Source organism: Longispora albida DSM 44784, from assembly GCF_000379825.1.
Taxonomy (GTDB): domain Bacteria; phylum Actinomycetota; class Actinomycetes; order Mycobacteriales; family Micromonosporaceae; genus Longispora; species Longispora albida.
On sequence record NZ_KB903813.1, the window covers coordinates 216,577 to 235,043 of the forward strand.

An 18,467-nucleotide genomic window follows, 5' to 3' on the forward strand; every position below is an offset into this window, starting at 1 on the left:
TCACCGTTCGTAGACTTCGCGGCGGTTGCCAACCCGGTAGACAGTTACTGTGCGGGGGCCATCGTCCACCACATAGATCACCCGATAGTCGCCGGCCCGAAGACGGTATGTGCCTGATGGCTCGCCGGTCATCGCCTTGATTCCGTGCGGCCTGGGTTCGGTGACCAGGCCGAGGATGGCTTTCAGCGCTTCCCCGAAAGCGGCACGTGGGAGTTTCTGGAGCTCGCGGAGCGCCGCTGGGTGGATGTCGACCTGATAGGTCATGCCGCATCGAGCTGGCGGAGAGCCTCATCCAGCGGGATTGGCTTCTGGCCGTCAGCCATGCGCTCACGGACCAGGGCCATGTCGGCCGCGTCGCGGAGGGCCTCCAGCTCCTGCCAATCCTCGAAGCCGATGATGACTGCCTCTGGGTGACCGTATCGGGTGATGACGGCGGGCTCACGTGTGCGCTGAACGTCCAGCACGATCGAACCGAGCTGATCTCGGGCGTCCTTGAGCGGGAACTCAGTCATGCAAACAGTGTACACACTGTGCCCTCTGTACCGTTGCCTTTGGTTTGCTGGCGACTACTGGCTGGCCTCCGTCCATGTCGCGACGGTCGCCGCCCGGTCGCGCCACTGCTGGACGCCGTCGCCGCCCGGTACCCAGCGCTCGCAGAAGTCCTCCAGTGCCCGGCACCTGGTGAGCATCGCCGCCTGGCGGAGTTCCCAGGCTGGGCGGCTGCCGTAGCCGGTGAAGAGCGCGCCGAGGGCGGTGACGCTCCCCAGGTGGTGCATCCGGACGACCCACTCGCACCAGGCGAGGTCCTCGATGCCGTCGCCGATGTGCGCCCACTCCCAGTCGAGGATGGCAGACACCTCCAGCGTGGCCGGGGCGAAGAGCAGGTTGTTCGGGCCGAAGTCGCCGTGCACGAGCCCGGGCTCGGCTGCCTGCAGCCGGGCGAGCATCCGCCCGCAGGCATCCAGGATCTCCGCCGGACGCTGGTCCAGCAGCTCCTGCCCGTGGACGCCCTCGACGAAGCCGAGCGTCGAGCTGGAGTCGTCCCCGTCCAGCACCGGCGGTACGGGAAGCAGGCCCCGCATCCGGCCCAGCCAGAGCCGCTCGGTCGCGGCCCGGTCCTGGGCGTCGGGCCCGGCGTAGCGCTTGACGACGATCCGGCCGTCCCCTGACGTGTCGTTCGTGTACCCGTGAGCCAGTCGCCGCATTCCGGCCACCCTAGAGATCAGCAGGTCGCCGCGCTGCCCCGTCGCCCGCAGGCCACCCGCAGGCACCGGTCAGACTATGCGTATGTACGTGCTCCTGAGTTGTGCCACTTCCGTCGACGGGTACCTCGACGACAGCTCCGACGCCCGGCTGCTGCTGTCCAACGCCGCGGACTTCGACCGGGTCGACGCCGTCCGGGCCACCTGCGACGCGATCATGGTCGGCGGGAACACGTACCGCAATGACCAGCCCCGGCTGCGCGTCCGCTCGGCCGAGCGCCGGGCGGCCCGGGTGGCAGCCGGGAAGCCGGAGAACCCGTACCGGGTCGTGATCAGCCGGACCGTCGAGCCGGTCGACGACTGGCTGGTGTACTCCGATGTCGACACCGCCCTCAAGGATCTCGCTGACAGGAACGTCACGCGGCTGATGGTCGAGGGCGGGGCTGCGCTGCTCGCGCAGTTCCTCTCCCGTGGCCTCGCCGACGAACTCCAGCTCGCCGTCGCCCCGCTCTTCGTCGGCGACCCCGGTGCGCCCCGGCTGCACGGCATCGCACACGCCACGCTGGCTGGCGTCGAGCGCCTCGACCAGGTCGTCGTGCTCCGCTACCACCTCCGCGACCACCACTACCTCCGCCAGGCGATCGAGCTGTCGAAGCTGTGCCCGCCGAGTGAGACGGCCTTCGCGGTCGGCGCTGTGGTGGTGCGTGACGGGGAGGTGCTCGCCACCGGGTACAGCAGAGAGAGCGACGAGCACATCCACGCGGAGGAAGCGGCACTCGCGAAAGTGGCAGACGCCCGGGGCGCGACCGTGTACAGCAGCCTGGAGCCGTGCAGTATCCGCAAGTCTGGCCGCAGGCCGTGCGCGCAGCGGATCATCGACGCCGGAATCGCCCGGGTCGTGTACGCCTGGCGGGAACCTCCGCTCTTCGTGCACGGCGAGGGCGCCGAGGTGCTGAAAAACGCCACGATCGAGGTCACAGAGCTGACCGAACTGGCGGCCGAGGCCCGCGCGGTGAATGCCATGATGGGCTCATGACGCTGATCACTGTGGCGCCGACCGGCGCGGAGTCGAGCAAAACTGACGTACCGGCCCTTCCGGTGACCCTTGCCGAGCTGGTTGGTACGGCGCAGGAGTGCGAGGCGCTCGGTGCGGCCGTCATCCACATCCACGTCCGGGACGCCGAGGCCAAGCCGACCCTGGACCCGGGCCTGCTCAAGGCGACCGTGGACGCCGTGCGGTCCGAGACGAAGCTGATCGTGCAGCTGTCGACGGGCGGGGCGGTGACCGACCCGGAGTCGGCCCGGCTGGCCGTCGTCGAGGCCGGGGCCGACATGGGCTCGTGTTCGATGGGCACCGTCAACTTCGGCGACGACGTCTTCATGAACCGCTGGGAGTTCATCGTCGCCCTGCACCAGAAGATGCAGGACCACGGCGTCGTGCCCGAGTACGAGATCTTCGACCTCGGCCACCTGTACTCGCTCGCCCGGCTGCTCAACAAGTACGGCATGCCGGCCGGCGGGCACGTGCACGTCGACTTCGTCCTCGGGGTGCCGGGTGGCGCGCCGGGCGACGCGGAGACCGTGATCGCGATGAAGCAGGCCATGCGGGACCTGCCGGAGGGCTCGACGTTCTCCGCGACCGGCGTCGGCCGCAACACGCTGCCGGTCATGCTCGCCGCGCTGTCGGCCGGCGGGCACCTGCGGGTCGGCATGGAGGACACGCTGACCTACGCGAAGGGCCAGCCGGTCGACGGGAACATGCAGCTCGTGGCGCGGGCCGCCGGGTTCGCCCGGCTCGCGCAGCGCCCGCCGCTCACTCCGGCCGAGGCCCGCACGATGCTGGGGATCCAGGCACGATGACCGCGTACCAGGGTGGCGAGGTCCTCGCCGAGGTCGTCCGTTCCGGTTTCGTCGAGGGCCTGCACCGGGGTTCCGTGGTGGTCCTCGGCGCCGATGGCTCCGTGGTCGCCTCCGCCGGTGACATCACCGGGGCGATCTTCCCGCGTTCGTCCAACAAGCCGATGCAGGCCGTCGGGATGCTCCGCGCCGGGCTGCGCTTCGAGGACTCCGCCGACCTGGCTCTCGGTTCGGCCAGCCACTACGGCGAGCCGGTGCACGTCGACCGGGCGCGCGCGATCCTCGCGGCCGGCGGGCTGGACGAGTCGGATCTGGCCTGCCCGCCGGACCTGCCCGTCCTGGCCAGCGCCCGCCGCGACGTCCTCGCTGCCGGTGGCGGCCCGGCCCGGCTGTTCATGAACTGCTCCGGCAAGCACAGCGCCATGCTGCGCACCTGCCAGGCGGCTGGCTGGCCGACGGAGGGGTACCGCGAGGCCGGCCACCCGCTCCAGAAGACCATCCAGGCCACTGTGGAGGACCTGATCGGCGGGCCGGTACCGGCGGCCGGAGTGGACGGTTGCGGCGCGCCGGTCTTCGCGCTGTCCCTGACCCAGCTCGCGAAGGTCTTCCTGAACCTCGTGCACGCCGAGCCGGGCACGCCGGAGCGGCTCGTGGCCGACGCGATGCGGGAGCACCCGCTGCTCGTCGCCGGTACCGGGGGCGACGACACACTGCTCATGCAGGGCATCCCGGGGCTGCTGTCCAAGGGCGGTGCCGAGGGTGTGGCCGCGGTGGCGATCCCGGGCGTGGGGGCGATCGCGGCGAAGATCGACGACGGGGCCTCGCGGGCGCGTACCCCTGTGACGGTCGCCGCACTCCGCAAGCTGAACGTGTCGGCCGGGGTCCTCGACGACCTCGCTGAGCAGGTACTCCTGGGTGGCGGCCACCCGGTCGGGGCGGTCCGTGCTGTCTGGTAGTTAGCGCTTGCTTGCAGTTGTTAGCACGCCGGGGTACCGTCGGGAGCATGACCAGTGCTCCCCGGGACCTCGGCGAATTCATTCGCGACCTGCGCCGCACCGCGCAGATCTCGCTGCGTGAACTCGCCGACCGCGCCGGGGTCAGCAATCCCTATCTGAGCCAGATCGAGCGCGGCCTGCGCAAGCCGAGCGCCGAGGTGCTCCAGCAGATCGCGGGCGCGCTGCGCGTCTCGTCCTCGATCCTCTACCACCGGGCCGGCCTCCTCGACCCGAGGGAAGGCACCCCCGACGTCCTGCTCGCGATCGCGGCGGACCCCGATCTGGACGGGTCGCAGAAGCAGACCCTGATCCAGATCTACGACTCCTTCCGCCAGCAGAACAAGCACGCGGCGAAGGAACCGGCACCGGAAACGGACCCAGAGACTTCCCGGCAGCCCGGCGGCGACGATGCGGCCGAGCCAGCCGTCCCCCCGGCCGAGCTGTGACCACGGCTGGCCGACGAAGCGACAAGGAGCAGACATGACCACGCAGAGCAAGCTGCCCACCGCCCTCTACGCCGCGGCCGGCGCCGCTGACCTCGCCCGCGAGCAGATCGAGAAGATCCCGGGCCAGGTGGAGAAGATCCCCGGTGCAGCGGCCAAGCTCTCCGAGCAGATCAAGAACGGCGAGCTGAAGGAGAAGGCCCTCGACGCGGGTGGCCGTGCGCTCGGCGACCTGGCCGGCTTCGGCGGCCGGGCGTACTTCGAGCTGGCCGGCCTGCGCCGCAAGGCCCGCAAGGGCCAGCTCAAGTCCAAGCTCGCCCAGGACGCGGCCAAGGCGGCCAGCGCGGCCCAGCGCGGCGCCGACAAGGTCGCCAAGCGGGCCGAGGAGGCCTTCGGCAAGCTGGTCGAGCGGGGCACCGTCGTGCTCGACGGCGAGCCGGAGCCGGCCCGCGAGCCGGTCAAGGCCCAGGTGACCATCGAGGCCACGGCCACAGAGACCGTCACCGAGCCGGTCGCCAAGCCCGCCACGGCTCCCAAGCCTGCCGCTGCCCCCAAGGCCGCCGAGCCCAAGGCCGCTACGGCCGAGGCCACGGCAGCCGGTGACAAGCCCGCAGCCCCGAAGAAGCGGGTCGCGAAGAAGGCCGTGAAGAAGGCAGCCCCGAAGGCAGCCGAGTAACACCGGCGACAACGCCTCCGTCCGAGGGTGCCCCGCTGCGGGTACCCTCGGATCATGTTCTCGATACCGGTCGACGGGCCCTGGGTGTTCGCCGTGATCGCGGTGATCGACTACCTGATCGCCATCTTCGCGCTGGTGATCTCCGTGGCGGCCTTCGTGCACTGTGTCCGGCAGCGCGCCGACGCGTTCGCGGCGATCGGCACGCTCGCCAAGGGGCCCTGGACGGCCCTGCTGGGCGGCGCGGTGCTGGTCTCCCTGCTCAGCGGGCTGGGCGGCGGGGGCCTGGGCATCTTCAGCATCCTGGCCATCACGGCTTCGGCGGTCTATCTGCTCGACGTCCGGCCCGGCCTGCGCGACGCCACCAACGGCCACTGGTGAACCGGCTCGTCATCGCCCCCGGCGTCGAGCTGGAGACACTGTCCACCGGGCACGGCCAGCCCACGACGGTCTTCGCGCACGGCCTGGGCGGGGGTATCGCCGACACGCGGGTGCTGGGCAGCGGGGTCCGGGGCACGAAGGTCTACTTCCAGTTCCGCGGGCACGGCGCGTCGATCGCTCCGCCCGGCGACTGGACCTACGAGCATCTGGCCGGTGACCTGCGCGGGGTCGCCGACGCGACCGGCGCGACCCGTGCGCTGGGGGTCAGCCTCGGTGCCGGAGCCATGCTGCGGATGCTCACCGAGACGCCCGACCGGTTCGACCGGGTGGTCTTCTTCCTGCCCGCGATCCTCGACCAGCCCCGCTCGGAGCCGGGAAAGAGCCGCCTGGCGGGCCTGCTCACGGCGATCGCCGCTGGCGACCAGCGGACCGTCGAGGAGTTCGCAGCATTGGATGTACCAGCTGAGCTGCGCGCCACCACGGCCGCCCGCGCCTTCATCGTCTCCCGTGCCCGCACCCTGATCGCCGGTGGCCTGGGCGAGTCGCTGGCCGGGCTGACCGGCCAGAGCGCGATCCCGGACCGCTCGGCCCTCGCGAAGGTAGCGGCGCAGGCTCTCGTGCTCGGCTGCCGTGGCGACGTCCTGCACCCGGCGGAGGTCGCCGAGGAACTGGCCGACTCCCTGCCCGCCGCGACCCTGCACGTCTACGACGAGCCGCAGCCGCTGTGGCGGCACCGTTCCGACATCCGTGACCGGATCAGCGGCTTCCTGAACGCCTAGCGGCGCAGCCGTACCCTGTGCCAGTGAAAACTGTGCGGGATTTCTTCGCGGGTGTCGGGTACCTGGGCAAGGGCATCGGGATGTGGTTCCGCTCGCCGGGGTTGCTGGCTCTGGGGCTGATTCCGGCGCTGATCGCCGCCGTGCTGCTCGGCGGGGTGCTGATCACGTTCTGGGTGAACCTGGGTGACATCTCCGAGGCGCTCACCGGGTACGCGGACGGCTGGTCGGAGGGCTGGCGGACGACGGTGCAGGTCGTGACCGGCGTGGCGCTGGCCGGGGCTTCGCTCTTCCTCGGCATGCTGCTGTACACGGCGCTCACGCTCGCGATCGGCGACCCGTTCTACGAGAAGATCTCCGAGAAGGTCGAGGCTCAGCTCGGTGGCGTGCGGGGTGAGGTCGAGGTGCCCTGGTACACCTCGCTCGGCCGGTCGATCGTGGACTCGCTGCGGCTGATCGCCATGTCGATCCTGTTCGGCATTCCGCTGTTCCTCTGTGGATTCATCCCGTTCGTCGGGCAGACCGTCGTGCCGGTGGTGGGGGCGCTGATCGGCGGCTGGTTCCTCGGGGTGGAGCTGGCGGGTGTGCCGTTCCAGCGGCGCGGGTTCCGGCTGAAGGGCCGGCGGGCGGTGCTGAAGCAGCGCCGGGCGATGGTGGTGGGCTTCGGCGCGACGGTGTTCGTGCTGTTCCTGATCCCCGGCGGGGCCGTGCTCGTGACGCCGGCTGCCGTGGCGGGCGCGACCCTGATGGCCCGCGACATTCTCGGCGAGTCATAGAGTCAGGCCATGAGTTTTGAGGAGATGTGGCGCGACCTGGCGCCGGTCGGCCGGTACGACGCGACGGGTGGTTACCGCCGTTACACCCTCGGGGCCGCCGAGCTGGAGTGCCGGGCGTGGTTCCGTGAGGAGGCCGCCAAGCGCGGGCTGACCCTCGAAACCGACCGCAACGGCAACCTGTGGGCCTGGTGGGGCGACCCGGCGGCCGGGGACGCGGTGGTGACCGGGAGCCATCTCGACTCGGTACCGGATGGGGGTGCCTTTGATGGCCCCCTGGGGGTCGTGAGTGCCTTCGCCGCCGTGGACCTGCTGCGGTCTGAGGGGTTCGTGCCCCGCAGGCCCATCGCCGTGACCGCTTTCGCCGAGGAGGAAGGCGCGCGGTTCGGCATCGCGTGCCTGGGGTCGCGGCTGCTGGCCGGTGCGATCTCCGCGGAGAAGGCCGCCGGGCTGACCGACGCGGCTGGCGTGCGGTTCGGGGATGTCATGGCAGAGGCGGGGTTCGACCCCGGGCCGGATCCGGCGCTGATGGCGAAGATCGGTGTCTACATCGAACTGCATGTCGAACAGGGCCGTGGCCTGATCGACATCGGCCGGTCTGTGGCTGTCGGCGAGGCGATCTGGCCGCACGGCCGGTGGCGGCTGGACTTCACCGGCGAGGCCAACCATGCGGGCACCACCCGGCTCGAAGACCGGCGTGACCCGATGCTGACCTACGCGAACACCGTCCTCGCCGCCCGGAAGAAGGCGGCGCAGGGCTCGGCCGTCGCGACGATCGGCAAGCTCGTCTGCGAGCCGAACGGCACGAACGCCGTGCCGTCGCGGGTCACGGCCTGGCTCGACGCCCGCGCGCCGAAGGAGACTGACCTGCACGCGGTCGTCGCCGAGATCGAGCGGGCGTCGGCCGAGCGCGCGGCGCGCGACGAGACCGGCTTCGCGATGGTCAACGAGTCGTACACGGGCGACACGCCCTTCGACCCCGTACTCCGCGACCGGCTCGCCCTGCTGCTGAACAACGCCCCGGTTCTGGGCACGGGCGCAGGCCACGACGCGGGCGTGCTGTCCGTGGCCGGCGTACCGACGGCGATGCTCTTCGTCCGCAACCCGACCGGGGTGTCGCACTCCCCGGCCGAGTACGCGGAGATCCCTGACTGCCTGGAGGGCGTGATCGCCCTGGCCGACGTGCTCAGGGAACTGGCGGCCTAGTCCTTCTTCCGCTCCGTGGTGAGCAGTGAGAACACCATCGTGTTCCGCCGCTCGCCACGGTAGAGGAACTCCTCGCGGAGCGTGCCCTCGTGCGTGAAGCCGAGGCGCTGGGCCGTGGCCTGGCTGCGCTCGTTGCGGTCCCAGCACTCCCACACGATCCGGTGCAGGCCACGGGTGTCGAAGGCCCAGTCCAGCAGGACGCGCATGGCGGCGGTGATCAGGCCGTGGCCCTGCCCGGCTTCCTCCAGCCAGCAGCCGGCCTCGGCGTGCCCGGACGCGGCGTCCATCCCGAACAACATCACGCCGCCGACCAGCGTGCCTTCCAGCCAGATGCCCGCGATCCGGCCGGTGTCGGCGGCCTGGAAGTTCGCGTACTTCTGGAGGGTCTTGCGGGCCGACTCCAGGTCCGGCGAGAACGTGCACCACGGGATGTAGGGGTCGACGTTGGGCCGGGCCCGGTCGATATGGGCCAGGAACTCCTCGGCCTGCCAGGGTTCGAGCGGGCGGAGCTGCGCGGTGGGGGAGAGGTCGATGGCGTACACCCGGTGACTCCACTCGTGATTCTGCATAACAAACGTTTGGCATGTACCGTAACACCATGCCGCCAGCCCGTGGAGATCACGATGCCCGCCGCCGCGACGTCTCGGCCGCCGTCTGGCGGGTGCTCGCGACCCAGGGCTTCGGCGGGCTGACCCTGCGTGCCGTGGCGGCCGAGATGGGCTCGTCCACCGGGCTGCTGACCCACTACTTCCCGAACAAGCGCGCCCTGGTCGCTCACGCGATCGACGTGCTGCACGACCACTCGGAGTACCGGCCGCGCCTGCAGCCCCCAGCCCCCGGCCTGGCCGCGCTCCGGACGGCGATCCTCGGGATCCTGCCCGCGACCGAGGGCGACGAGCCCGACAACCGGATCTGGGTCAGCTCGTGGGGAGCCGCGCTGGCCGACCCGGAGCTGCGGGCGGGGCAGGCAGCCCGGTACGCGACCTCGCGCGAACGGCTGCGCGTGCACATCGCCGCAGCCCAGGAACGGGGCGAGATTCCCGATTCGGCCAATGTGGACCTGCTGGCGGCCGGGGCGATGTCCTTCGCGCTCGGGCTGGTCGTGCAGACCCTGCTGGACCCCGAGGCGTTCCCGGCCAGCGAGCAGGTCGCGATCACCGACGAGTACGTGAAGACGCTCGCTAGCTGAGTAGCGATTCCGCTACCGTGCGAGCATGCGGATCGAGCTGGCGCAGGGCGACATCACCGAGTTCGAGGTCGACGCGATCGTGAACGCAGCCAACTCCTCGCTGCTCGGCGGGGGTGGCGTGGACGGGGCGATCCATCGCAAGGGCGGTCCGGACATCCTGGCCGAGTGCCGGGCGCTGCGGGCCGCGCACCTGGGCAAGGGGCTGCAGCCGGGTCAGGCGGTGGCGACCACGGCCGGGCGGCTGGCCGCCCGGTGGGTGATCCACACCGTCGGCCCGGTGTACTCGTCCTCCACCGACCGCTCCGCCACCCTCCGGTCCTGCTACACCAGCTCGCTGGAGGTCGCCGACGACCTGGGCGCGCAGACGGTCGCCTTCCCGCTGATCTCGGCTGGCGTGTTCCGCTGGCCACCCGAGGACGCGGTCAACCAGGCGCTGGTCGCGATGCAGCTGACCCAGACCCGGGTGACCGTGGCCACGCTCGTCCTCTTCACCCCCGATCTCTACGAACTGGCACGACGGGTCGCTGGGTAGGGCATGTCCTAGTCTGGTCGGCATGCAGCAGCGGCTAGACCAGTACACGACGCTCCGGCTCGGCGGCCCGGCCAGGGACCTGATCGAGGTACACAACGCGGCGGAGACGATCGCTGCCGTGAAGACCCCGGGCCGGCTCCTGCTGCTCGCCGGGGGCAGCAACGTGGTGATCGGCGACGCGGGCTTCGACGGCACCGTGGTCCTGCTGCGTTCCCGTGGCCTGTCGATGTCCGGTGGCGAGCTGACGGTCGAGGCCGGGCATCCGTGGGACGAGGTCGTCGAGTGGGCCGTGGCCAGCGGATACTCCGGGGTCGAGGCGCTGAGCGGCATCCCGGGCTCGGCCGGCGCGACGCCGATCCAGAACGTGGGGGCCTACGGGCAGGAGATCGCCGAGCGGGTCGTGTCCGTCGAGCTGTTCGACCGGCAGACCGGCCAGACCGAGGTGTGGGGGCCGGAGCGGTGCGGCTTCTCGTACCGTAACAGTGTCTTCAAGAATAATGAGCGGTTCGTCCTGCTCCGGGTCACGCTGCGGCTGGAGGAGTCGGCGGTGTCGGCGCCGATCCGGTACGCGGAGCTGGCCCGGGCGCTCGGCGTGGAGGCCGGCGAGCGGGTGCCGCTGGAGGCTGTCCGGCCGGCTGTGCTGAAACTGCGTGCTGGCAAGGGAATGGTGCTCGACCCGGCCGACCCGGACACGTACTCGGCCGGTTCCTTCTTCACCAATCCGATCGTCCACAGTGCACCGGAGGGTTCCCCGCACTGGCCGCACGATGGCGGCATGGTGAAGGTCAGCGCGGCGTGGCTGATCGAGAACGCTGGCTTTCCCAAGGGGTACAGGAAAGGCGGGGTTGGCATTTCCACGAAACACACCCTCGCGCTGACCAACCGGGGCGAGGGCACGGCGGCGGAATTGCTAGCGCTGGCCGAGGAGATCGAAGCGGGAGTCCGGGCGCGGTTCGGCATCGACCTCCATCCCGAACCCGTGCTGGTCTAGCGTCAGCTCGCCCAGCCGCCAGCGTCGTGGCCGGTCACGCACCGGCCACCCGGCGTCTTTCAGTGTGCGCACCGACCGCACCCATCGCTCTCTCGGCCCGAAAGCCTTGTAGGGGGCGGCATTCAGCCATGCATTGTCCAATGCGGACAGTAGTGCGTGCACGGGCTCGCCCGGCACATTGCGGTGAATGAGGGCCTTGGGAAGTCGTTCGGCGATGACGGCCGGGCGTTCGAGATGATTCAGGCTCACGGAAAACGTCACGGAAACCGGGCCGTCTTTCGTCACCGCGAACCACGAGCAGATGCGGCCGAGTTCGTCGCAGGTGCCCTCGACCAGAACCCCACCGGGCTGCAACGCGGACGTCATCGCGCCCCACGCTTCGACCACAGCACTTTCCTCGTACTGGCGCAGCACGTTGCACGCCCGGATCAGCGTCGGCCGCAACCCGGCCAGCTCGAAGCCGCCCCGCCGGAATTCCAGACCCTTTTCCGTGTACGGCCGCGCGGCCGCCACCCGCTCCGGATCGATCTCCAACCCGACCGTCCGGAGTGGACGGAGCCGGCGGTGCATCTCCACCGTGGTGATCGGCGAAGCCCCGTACCCGAGGTCGACGACCAGCCCGAGCAGCTCCGGATACGTGTGCGCGATCCACCGGTCGAAACGGCGCAGCCGATTCGGATTGGTCGTACCCCGGGTGATCGCGCCGACGGGCTTCACTACTGGACTCGGTGCACCTTGTGCTGGGCGGCCTGGGCGAGGGGCCGGAGCACGAGCCGGTCGACGTTGACGTGGTGCGGCCGGGTCGCGCACCAGGCGACCGTGTCCGCGACGTCGGCTGCGGTCAGCGGCTCGGCGACCCCGGCGTACACCGCCTCGGCCTTGGCGGCGTCGCCACCGAACCTGACCAGCGCGAACTCGTCCGTCTTCACCATGCCCGGGTCGATCTCGACCACCCGGACCGGGCGGCCGCACAGTTCGAGCCGGAGCGTCTCGGCCAGCGCGGTCTGCGCGTGCTTCGCCGCCGCGTACCCGCCGCCGCCCTCGTAGGCGATCAGACCGGCCGTCGACGAGATGATCACGATCGTGCCCCTGCCGCCGCGCTCGATGGCCGGCAGCAGCGCCTTGGTGACCCGCAGGGTACCGAGGACGTTGACGTCGTACATGCGCTGCCAGTCGGCGACGTCGGCGTTCTCCACGTAGTCCGAGCCGAACGCGCCGCCGGCGTTGTTGACGAGCAGCTCGCACTCCGGCACAGCTGCCGCGAGGGCTGCCACGTCCTCGTCCTTGGTGATGTCGCAGGTCACGGCCGTGCCGCCCAGCTCCTTCGCCAGTTCCTCGATCCGCTCGGCGCGCCGTGCGGCGAGGACCACATGGAAGCCCTCCCCCGCTAGGGCGCGGGCCGTGGCGGCCCCGATTCCGCTGGAAGCTCCGGTTACGACAGCGATGCGCATAGTTGTCGAGAGTACTGGTGTGACCCGCGACACGACGGGGAAGAGTGCTCGCGAGAGCAGAGTTAACCATCGCGTGGCATTCTCTTCTGACCTCCCCCGCCGGATCGCCACGCTTTCCGTGCACACCTCACCGCTGCATCAGCCGGGCACCGGTGACGCCGGCGGCATGAACGTGTACATCGTGGAAACCTCGCGCCGCCTGGCCCAGGCCGGGGTGGAGGTCGAGATCTTCACGAGGGCGACGTCCAGCGACCTGCCCCCGGTGGTCGAGATGGCGCCGGGGGTGAGCGTGCGGCACGTGCACGCCGGGCCCTTCCAGGGCCTGTCGAAAGAGGAACTGCCCGCACAGCTCTGCGCCTTCACCACCGGCGTGCTGCGCGCCGAGGCCGCCAGGACCCCCGGGTGGTACGACCTGGTGCACTCGCACTACTGGCTGTCCGGCCAGGCCGGCTGGCTGGCCAAGGACCGGTGGGGCGTGCCGCTCGTGCACACCGCGCACACCCTCGCCAAGGTCAAGAACGCCCAGCTCGCCGACGGCGACAACCCCGAGCCCAAGGCACGCGTGATCGGCGAGGAGCAGGTGGTCGCCGAGTCCGACCTGCTGGTCGCCAACACCGAGGCCGAGGCCCTCGAACTGATCAACCTGTACGAGGCAGACCCGTGCCGCGTGGACATCGTCCAGCCCGGCGTCGACCTGGACCGGTTCACGCCCGGGTCGCGGGAGGCTGGCCGGCGCAGGTTCGGGCTGCCCGCCGACGCGCACGTGCTGTTGTTCGTGGGCCGCATCCAGCCGCTCAAGGCCCCCGACCTGCTGGTCAAGGCCGTCGCCGAGCTCTCGCCAGCGGAGCGGGAGAAGCTGGTCGTCGTGATCGCCGGCGGTAACAGTGGCTCGGGGCTCGACCTGGGCGCGCTGGCGGGCCAGCTCGGCGTCACCGACAAGATCCGGTTCGTGGAGCCGCAGGGCGGTTCGGCGCTCGCCGACCTGTACCGGGCGGCCGACCTGGTCTGCGTGCCCAGCTACAACGAGTCGTTCGGGCTGGTGGCTCTGGAGGCGCAGGCCTGCGGTACGCCGGTCGTGGCCGCCAGGGTCGGCGGGCTCACCACCGCAGTCCGGGACGGGTTCAGCGGGATGCTGATCGACAGCCACGACCCGCACGACTGGGCGCGGGCGCTCGGCGGGCTGCTGCGGGCCCCGGCGCGCCGGTCGGCCCTTGCCGCCGGAGCCGTCCAGCATGCGCAAGACTTCTCCTGGGCACGCACGGCGGAGGGCCTGCTCGCCGGGTACCGGGACGCGCTGGGCAGGCACCGTTCCCGGCTGCTGGAGGTCGCCGGGCTGACCGGCATCTAGGAGGGGGCACGTGGTGGACGCGCACGCCGCGATCGAGGGCTTCCTGGCCGCCAGGGAGATCGAGTACGAGAAGACGGAGCGCGGGTACGCCGTCGTGCTGCCCGGCACCCACAAGCTCAAGACGGTGTGCAACCTGATCCCCGGCGCCCACGCCCTGCGGGTCGAGGCCTTCGTGATCCGCCAGCCCGACGAGAACCGCGAAGAGGTCTGGGCGTACCTGCTCCGCAAGAACGCCGGCATGTACGGCGTCTCGTTCGCGATCGACGCGGCCGGCGACGTGTACCTGACCGGCCGGATGCCGCTCGGCGTGCTCGACGAGGACGAGCTGGACCGGCTGCTCGGTGCCGTCCTCACCTACGCCGACGAGAACTTCGACCCGCTGCTGGAGCTGGGCTTCGCCTCGGCGATCCGGCGGGAGTGGGCGTGGCGGGTGTCGCGGGGGGAGTCCCTGGCGAATCTGGCGGCCTTCGAGCACCTGGTAGCCGAGCCGGGCGCGGCGGAGGGCCAGGTAGGCGACTCGGGCGCGAGTATTACCAGACAGTAACCATGTGAGCCAGCAGACAGTTTGCAACGCTTGCGTATCAATTTGTTGATCACTAGGGTTGGCCGTAGCTACGGGGGTAGCGGTATCGCGCTACGCCGGGTGTATGGCGGGGGGCTGTGCACCTGAAGCCGAGGCGCGGTACTGGCCGCAGAGCGCTGCCGGGGGGTGGCGGACGCCGCGGTGAAGGTTGGCGGGCGCGGAAGCGGAGTCGGGGGGCTCCTCCTTCCGCGCCCGCCCTTTTTGCTGTTCAGACCAGTGCAGGCTCGCGCTCCGGCTGCTCTGCCGCGCGGAGTTCGGCGGCGCGGCGGTCACGGCCGGGTGCCGTGCGCAGGTGACCGAGGGCCGCGCCGAGCCCGAGTACCAGGCAGATCGCCCAGTGCCAGTCGCCCAGGTACTCCAGGCTCAGGCCGCCAGCCGCCGGGGCCGCGAACGCCGCGAGCGCGAACGACAGGTTGAACACGCCCTGGTACTGGCCACGGAGCCGGCCCGGTGCCAGTTCTGCGATGATCGCGGCGTTCGGCGGGGCGGCGAGCATCTGCCCGGCCGTCCACACGGCGACGGTCACGGCGTACCCGGCGAGGCTGCCGGTGAGGGCTGTCGCGCCGAAGCCGACGCCGATCACGAGCAGGGCGAGCGCGAGCACCCGGCCCTTCGCCGAGCGGCTGATCAGCCTGGGCACGAAGAGCTGGCCGAGGACGACCATCGCGGCCGACAGGGCCATGACCAGGCCGTACTGCCCCGTGCTCAGCCCGTCGGCCTTCATCGCGAGCGGGAGCATCGTCGTCGACTGGGTCAGCAGCACTGCGAGGACGAAGGTGAGGCCGACGAAGCCGAGGTACGGGCGGTCGGTCAGGGCGAGCTTGAGGCCTCTGTTGCCGGTGGCGGGGTGCTTGACCAGCGTTTCCGGTACACGGAAATAGATCAGGACTGCGGCGGCCAGCGCGCTGGCGGCGTCGAGGCTGAACAGCAGCAGGTGGGAGACGTCGGCGAGGACGCCGACCAGGAGCGCGGCGATCGCGGCCCCGGCGAAGAACGCCCAGTACATGAAGTTGAAGGCGCGGAGCCTGGCCGGCTCGGGTACGACGTCCGTGATGGCCGCGACGCCGGCCGGGCCGCCGAGCATCACGGACACGCCGAGGAGGGCTGCCGACACTCCGATGAGGACGATGTGCTCCGACACCGCGACGGCCATCAGGAGGGCGGCGTTGGAGACGTACGCGAGGAGCATGGTCTTCCGGCGGCCCCAGCGGTCGGCCAGTACCCCGCCGGCCAGCACGCCGACCGCGCCCCCGGCGCCGTGCAGGCCGATGATCAGGCCGGTCGCCGAGGTGCTCAGCTCCCGGACGTCCTTGAGGTAGATGGCGAGGAAGATGATGGCGAAGCCACCCAGCCGGTTGATCAGGATGCCGGTCCAGATCGCCCAGTAGGTGCCGGAGAGGGCGCGCACTGTGCTCCTATGTCGCTGGCGTACGTGTCGAGGCTAGGTGCGGCAACGCGCGCCTGACATGGCCCGATCAGCCGTGCCGGGCCTGGCCCTTACGCGGCGACGGGCTCCTTCTTCCCGGCGGGCTCCGGGGCCGGCACGGCATGGGTGGCGCGGATGATCGCCGTACGCCGGGCCCGGGCCGGACCCGCCGCCAGGTTCGCGAGGGCGAGGAACAGGCCGAGCCCGAACACCGCGATCCACAGTGGAGCCGAGCCGAAGTGCGTCGCGACCAGCCCGCCGCCGACCGGCCCGAGGAACGTCGCGCCGGTGAAACCGAAGGACGCCACGCCCTGGTACCTGCCACGGGCGTCGGCCGGGGACAGCTCGGCGATCACCGCGGAGTTGGTCGTCACCATGAGCATCTCGCCGAACGTCCACACCGCGACGGTCAGCGCGTAGAACCACACGGAGTCGGCGAAGACCACCAGGCCGAAGCCGCCGCCGAGGAACAACGCCGACACGGCGAGCACCCGGGCCCGGGGGAACCGCGACACCAGCTTCGGCAGGAAGAGCTGACCGGCCACGATCATGATCATGTTGACGGAGATGATGGTGCCGAAGGACGTCGGGTCGAGCCCGTCCTCCTTCATCGCGACCGGCAGCATCTCCAGCGTCTCGATCATCGTCCACGCGACGAGGGTCAGGCCGACGAAGACCAGGAAGATCCGGTCCCGGAACACCACGCCCAGGCCGACGCTCTGCGCGCCACGGGCGGTCGGCGGTACGGCGGGGCGGGACTCGGGGACCTTGAGCGCGACCACAGCGGTCGACAGCAGCAGGGCGAACGCGTTGCCGGCGAACAGCAGCGTCGGCTCGGCCCTGGCCAGCCAGCCGGCCAGCAGCGCGGCGACCGAGCCACCCAGGTTGATCGCCCAGTAGTTGAGGTTCAGCGCGCGGATCCGGTCCTTGTCGCCGACGACGTCGATCATCGTCGCGCCGAAGGCCGGGCGGGCCAGGCCGAGGAACACGCCGAGGAGGAGCGACAGTCCCAGGATCGCGAGCTTGTTGTCGACCAGCCCCAGGCTGAGCATCGCGGTGGCGGCCGGCACGGCGGGCAGCAGCATCGCGGGCCGGCGGCCCCAGCGGTCGGCGATCACGCCGCCGGCCAGGGTACCGAGGGCGTTGCCGATGCCGCCGAGGCCGATGACGAGGCCGGCGTAGGACGGCTCCAGGCCGCGGATGGAGATCAGGTACACGCCGAGGTACAGCATGGTCATGTTGCCGACCCTGTTGATCAGGGTGGCTGACCACAGGTACCAGAAAGTGGTGGGGAGGCCCCCGGCAGTCTGCCGCAGCCAGCCTGTCATGCCTTGACCTCCGCAGGTGTCTGCGCGCGTAGCACCGCACCGCGCCGGGCCCAGGACGGACCGGCGACCACGCAGAACGCTGCGGTGAGAATGCCCAGCGCCAGGCAGCTCAGCCAGAGCGCGGCGCTACCGAAGTGCTGGAAGACGAAACCGCCGGCCAGCGGGGCCACGAACGCGGCGGCCGAGAAGGCCAGCGAGTACGCGCCCTGGTACCGGCCGCGCGCCGCGACCGGGGACAGGTCGGCGCTCAGGGTCGATGCCGCCGGGGCGTTCAGCATCTCGCCGAAGGTCCAGATCAGGATCGTGACCGCGTACGCCCAGGCGTCGTGCGCGAAGGCCGTCAGCCCGAAGCCGATGCCCATCACGAGCTGGGCGAGAGCGAGGACGCGCGCGGTGTCCCGGCCACGGACCAGCCGGGGAATGAACAGCTGCCCGACCACGATCATGATGCCGTTCAGCGAGGCGACCAGGCCGAACATCGTCGGCGAGAAGCCCTCACGCTCCATGGCGAGCGGCAGCGAGGAGACGTGCTGCATGAAGATCATGGCGGACATGAAGGTCAGGCCGACCAGGATCATGAACGCGGGATCGGTGAACGGGTTGGTGCCCGGAGCTTCCTCAGTCTTCCGCTGGACCACCGGCACGTCCTGTGGGCGGCTCTCCGGGACCAGGAAGAAGACCAGCAGCGCCGTGACCAGCATCGTCACCGCGTTGACCACGAAGATCAGCAGGTAGTCCAGCTCGGCGACCAGGCCGCCGAGGATCGCGGCGAACGAGAAGCCGAGGTTGATCGCCCAGTAGTTCAGGTTGAACCCGCGCATCCGGTCGGCGTCCGGGATGATGTCGGTCATCATCGCCGTGAAGGCAGGCCGGGACATGTTCTGCACCAGGCCCACCGCGAACGAGGCGACCAGGATCTCGGCCTTGGCGTGCGCCAGGCCCAGCAGGACCAGCGCCGCCGCCGTGCCGGTATTGGCCAGCAGCAGCGTCTTCCGGCGTCCCCAGCGGTCGGCCAGCTGGCCGCCGAGCAGGACGCCGATCGCGCCACCGCCACCCATCAGGCCGATCACGAGGCCGACGAACGTGGCGTCGAACCCGCGGTCCTTCTTCAGGTAGAAGGTGAGGAGCGTGATCACGAAAGCGCCGGACCGGCTGATCAGCGTCGCTGTCCACAGGAACCAGAAAGTCCGTGGCAGCCCCCCGGCCGTCTGCCGTAACCACCCGCTCAACTGCCACCTCCGTGTAAGGGTCGGTGCGTAGAGCATCGCTTACATGCCGGGGCCGGGTCACGCGGTTTCCGACGTGTCCTCGCT

The 18,467-nt window shown here is 70.6% G+C and carries 22 protein-coding genes and 1 pseudogene; 14 read left to right on the forward strand and 9 right to left on the reverse strand.

Features of this window, described 5'->3' with window-relative positions:
• From A3G1_RS0101010 to A3G1_RS0101020, 3 genes are read right to left on the reverse strand one after another with little or no spacing between them, the layout of a single operon-like run.
• Positions 1–264, reverse strand: coding sequence for a type II toxin-antitoxin system RelE family toxin (locus tag A3G1_RS0101010; protein ID WP_018347592.1), 264 nt, complete (start codon positions 262–264; stop codon positions 1–3).
• Positions 261–512 carry a type II toxin-antitoxin system Phd/YefM family antitoxin gene (locus A3G1_RS32575; RefSeq protein WP_018347593.1) on the reverse strand — a complete coding sequence of 84 codons (252 nt, stop codon included), beginning with the start codon at positions 510–512 and terminating at the stop codon, positions 261–263. The genes A3G1_RS0101010 and A3G1_RS32575 overlap by 4 nt, the downstream gene beginning before the upstream one ends.
• 54 nt (positions 513–566) lie before the next feature.
• Positions 567–1,205 (reverse strand): phosphotransferase family protein, encoded by a 639-nt coding sequence (locus A3G1_RS0101020; RefSeq protein WP_018347594.1) that lies wholly within the window; start codon positions 1,203–1,205, stop codon positions 567–569.
• Positions 1,206–1,281: 76 nt separating this feature from the next.
• On the opposite strand from A3G1_RS0101020, the gene A3G1_RS42265 reads away from it, so the two are divergent.
• From A3G1_RS42265 to A3G1_RS0101065, 9 genes and pseudogenes are all read left to right on the forward strand, one after another.
• A complete protein-coding gene (locus A3G1_RS42265; RefSeq protein ID WP_026211680.1) occupies positions 1,282–2,238 on the forward strand; it encodes a dihydrofolate reductase family protein in 957 nt (318 codons plus the stop codon).
• Positions 2,235–3,062, forward strand: coding sequence for a beta-keto acid cleavage family enzyme (locus A3G1_RS0101030; RefSeq protein WP_018347596.1), 828 nt, complete (start codon positions 2,235–2,237; stop codon positions 3,060–3,062). The genes A3G1_RS42265 and A3G1_RS0101030 overlap by 4 nt, the downstream gene beginning before the upstream one ends.
• Positions 3,059–4,015 carry an asparaginase gene (locus A3G1_RS0101035; protein WP_018347597.1) on the forward strand — a complete coding sequence of 319 codons (957 nt, stop codon included), beginning with the start codon at positions 3,059–3,061 and terminating at the stop codon, positions 4,013–4,015. The genes A3G1_RS0101030 and A3G1_RS0101035 overlap by 4 nt, the downstream gene beginning before the upstream one ends.
• Before the next feature lie 47 nt (positions 4,016–4,062).
• Positions 4,063–4,491, forward strand: a pseudogene (locus A3G1_RS32580) (helix-turn-helix domain-containing protein); the annotation flags it as partial.
• Positions 4,492–4,534: 43 nt separating this feature from the next.
• Entirely contained in the window at positions 4,535–5,173 is a 639-nt protein-coding gene (locus tag A3G1_RS0101045) for a hypothetical protein (RefSeq protein ID WP_018347599.1), read from the forward strand.
• 54 nt (positions 5,174–5,227) lie between these two features.
• Complete coding sequence (locus A3G1_RS0101050; RefSeq protein WP_018347600.1) at positions 5,228–5,551, forward strand: DUF2516 family protein; 324 nt, start codon at positions 5,228–5,230, stop codon at positions 5,549–5,551.
• Positions 5,548–6,330, forward strand: a complete 783-nt coding sequence (locus A3G1_RS0101055; RefSeq protein ID WP_018347601.1) for an alpha/beta fold hydrolase — start codon at positions 5,548–5,550, stop codon at positions 6,328–6,330. The genes A3G1_RS0101050 and A3G1_RS0101055 overlap by 4 nt, the downstream gene beginning before the upstream one ends.
• Positions 6,331–6,362: 32 nt before the next feature.
• The gene (locus A3G1_RS0101060) at positions 6,363–7,103 is read left to right on the forward strand and encodes an EI24 domain-containing protein (protein WP_018347602.1); all 741 of its coding nucleotides are present in this window, start codon (positions 6,363–6,365) and stop codon (positions 7,101–7,103) included.
• A gap of 9 nt (positions 7,104–7,112) precedes the next feature.
• Positions 7,113–8,306: an allantoate amidohydrolase gene (locus A3G1_RS0101065; protein ID WP_085985647.1), complete on the forward strand. Its 1,194-nt coding sequence runs from the start codon at positions 7,113–7,115 to the stop codon at positions 8,304–8,306.
• Here A3G1_RS0101065 and A3G1_RS0101070 read toward each other — a convergent pair.
• Positions 8,303–8,875 (reverse strand): GNAT family N-acetyltransferase, encoded by a 573-nt coding sequence (locus A3G1_RS0101070; protein ID WP_245563417.1) that lies wholly within the window; start codon positions 8,873–8,875, stop codon positions 8,303–8,305. The genes A3G1_RS0101065 and A3G1_RS0101070 overlap by 4 nt on opposite strands.
• Before the next feature lie 29 nt (positions 8,876–8,904).
• Between A3G1_RS0101070 and A3G1_RS0101075 the strand changes: the two genes are divergently transcribed.
• From A3G1_RS0101075 to A3G1_RS0101085, 3 genes are read left to right on the forward strand one after another with little or no spacing between them, the layout of a single operon-like run.
• The gene (locus A3G1_RS0101075) at positions 8,905–9,495 is read left to right on the forward strand and encodes a TetR/AcrR family transcriptional regulator (protein WP_040477430.1); all 591 of its coding nucleotides are present in this window, start codon (positions 8,905–8,907) and stop codon (positions 9,493–9,495) included.
• A 25-nt stretch (positions 9,496–9,520) separates the two neighbouring features.
• Positions 9,521–10,027 carry an O-acetyl-ADP-ribose deacetylase gene (locus A3G1_RS32585; RefSeq protein ID WP_018347606.1) on the forward strand — a complete coding sequence of 169 codons (507 nt, stop codon included), beginning with the start codon at positions 9,521–9,523 and terminating at the stop codon, positions 10,025–10,027.
• Positions 10,028–10,049: 22 nt separating this feature from the next.
• Positions 10,050–11,018: a UDP-N-acetylmuramate dehydrogenase gene (locus tag A3G1_RS0101085; protein ID WP_018347607.1), complete on the forward strand. Its 969-nt coding sequence runs from the start codon at positions 10,050–10,052 to the stop codon at positions 11,016–11,018.
• On the opposite strand, the gene A3G1_RS0101090 is transcribed toward A3G1_RS0101085, so the two are convergent.
• Positions 10,938–11,735, reverse strand: coding sequence for an SAM-dependent methyltransferase (locus tag A3G1_RS0101090; RefSeq protein ID WP_018347608.1), 798 nt, complete (start codon positions 11,733–11,735; stop codon positions 10,938–10,940). The two genes, A3G1_RS0101085 and A3G1_RS0101090, sit on opposite strands and share 81 nt — an antisense overlap.
• The gene (locus tag A3G1_RS0101095; protein ID WP_026211684.1) at positions 11,735–12,469 is read right to left on the reverse strand and encodes an SDR family oxidoreductase; all 735 of its coding nucleotides are present in this window, start codon (positions 12,467–12,469) and stop codon (positions 11,735–11,737) included. Before A3G1_RS0101095 ends, A3G1_RS0101090 begins: the two co-directional genes overlap by 1 nt.
• Before the next feature lie 73 nt (positions 12,470–12,542).
• On the opposite strand from A3G1_RS0101095, the gene mshA reads away from it, so the two are divergent.
• Positions 12,543–13,817, forward strand: a complete 1,275-nt coding sequence (mshA, locus tag A3G1_RS32590) for a D-inositol-3-phosphate glycosyltransferase (RefSeq protein WP_051110386.1) — start codon at positions 12,543–12,545, stop codon at positions 13,815–13,817.
• 10 nt (positions 13,818–13,827) lie between these two features.
• Positions 13,828–14,361 carry a type III secretion system chaperone family protein gene (locus tag A3G1_RS32595; protein WP_018347611.1) on the forward strand — a complete coding sequence of 178 codons (534 nt, stop codon included), beginning with the start codon at positions 13,828–13,830 and terminating at the stop codon, positions 14,359–14,361.
• A gap of 247 nt (positions 14,362–14,608) precedes the next feature.
• On the opposite strand, the gene A3G1_RS0101110 is transcribed toward A3G1_RS32595, so the two are convergent.
• The 3 genes from A3G1_RS0101110 to A3G1_RS0101120 form a co-directional block, all read right to left on the reverse strand.
• Positions 14,609–15,808: an MFS transporter gene (locus A3G1_RS0101110; protein ID WP_018347612.1), complete on the reverse strand. Its 1,200-nt coding sequence runs from the start codon at positions 15,806–15,808 to the stop codon at positions 14,609–14,611.
• An 89-nt stretch (positions 15,809–15,897) separates the two neighbouring features.
• Positions 15,898–17,154 carry an MFS transporter gene (locus A3G1_RS0101115; RefSeq protein WP_018347613.1) on the reverse strand — a complete coding sequence of 419 codons (1,257 nt, stop codon included), beginning with the start codon at positions 17,152–17,154 and terminating at the stop codon, positions 15,898–15,900.
• Positions 17,151–18,383 (reverse strand): MDR family MFS transporter, encoded by a 1,233-nt coding sequence (locus A3G1_RS0101120; protein ID WP_018347614.1) that lies wholly within the window; start codon positions 18,381–18,383, stop codon positions 17,151–17,153. The genes A3G1_RS0101115 and A3G1_RS0101120 overlap by 4 nt, the downstream gene beginning before the upstream one ends.
• Between the last annotated feature and the right edge of the window lie 84 nt (positions 18,384–18,467).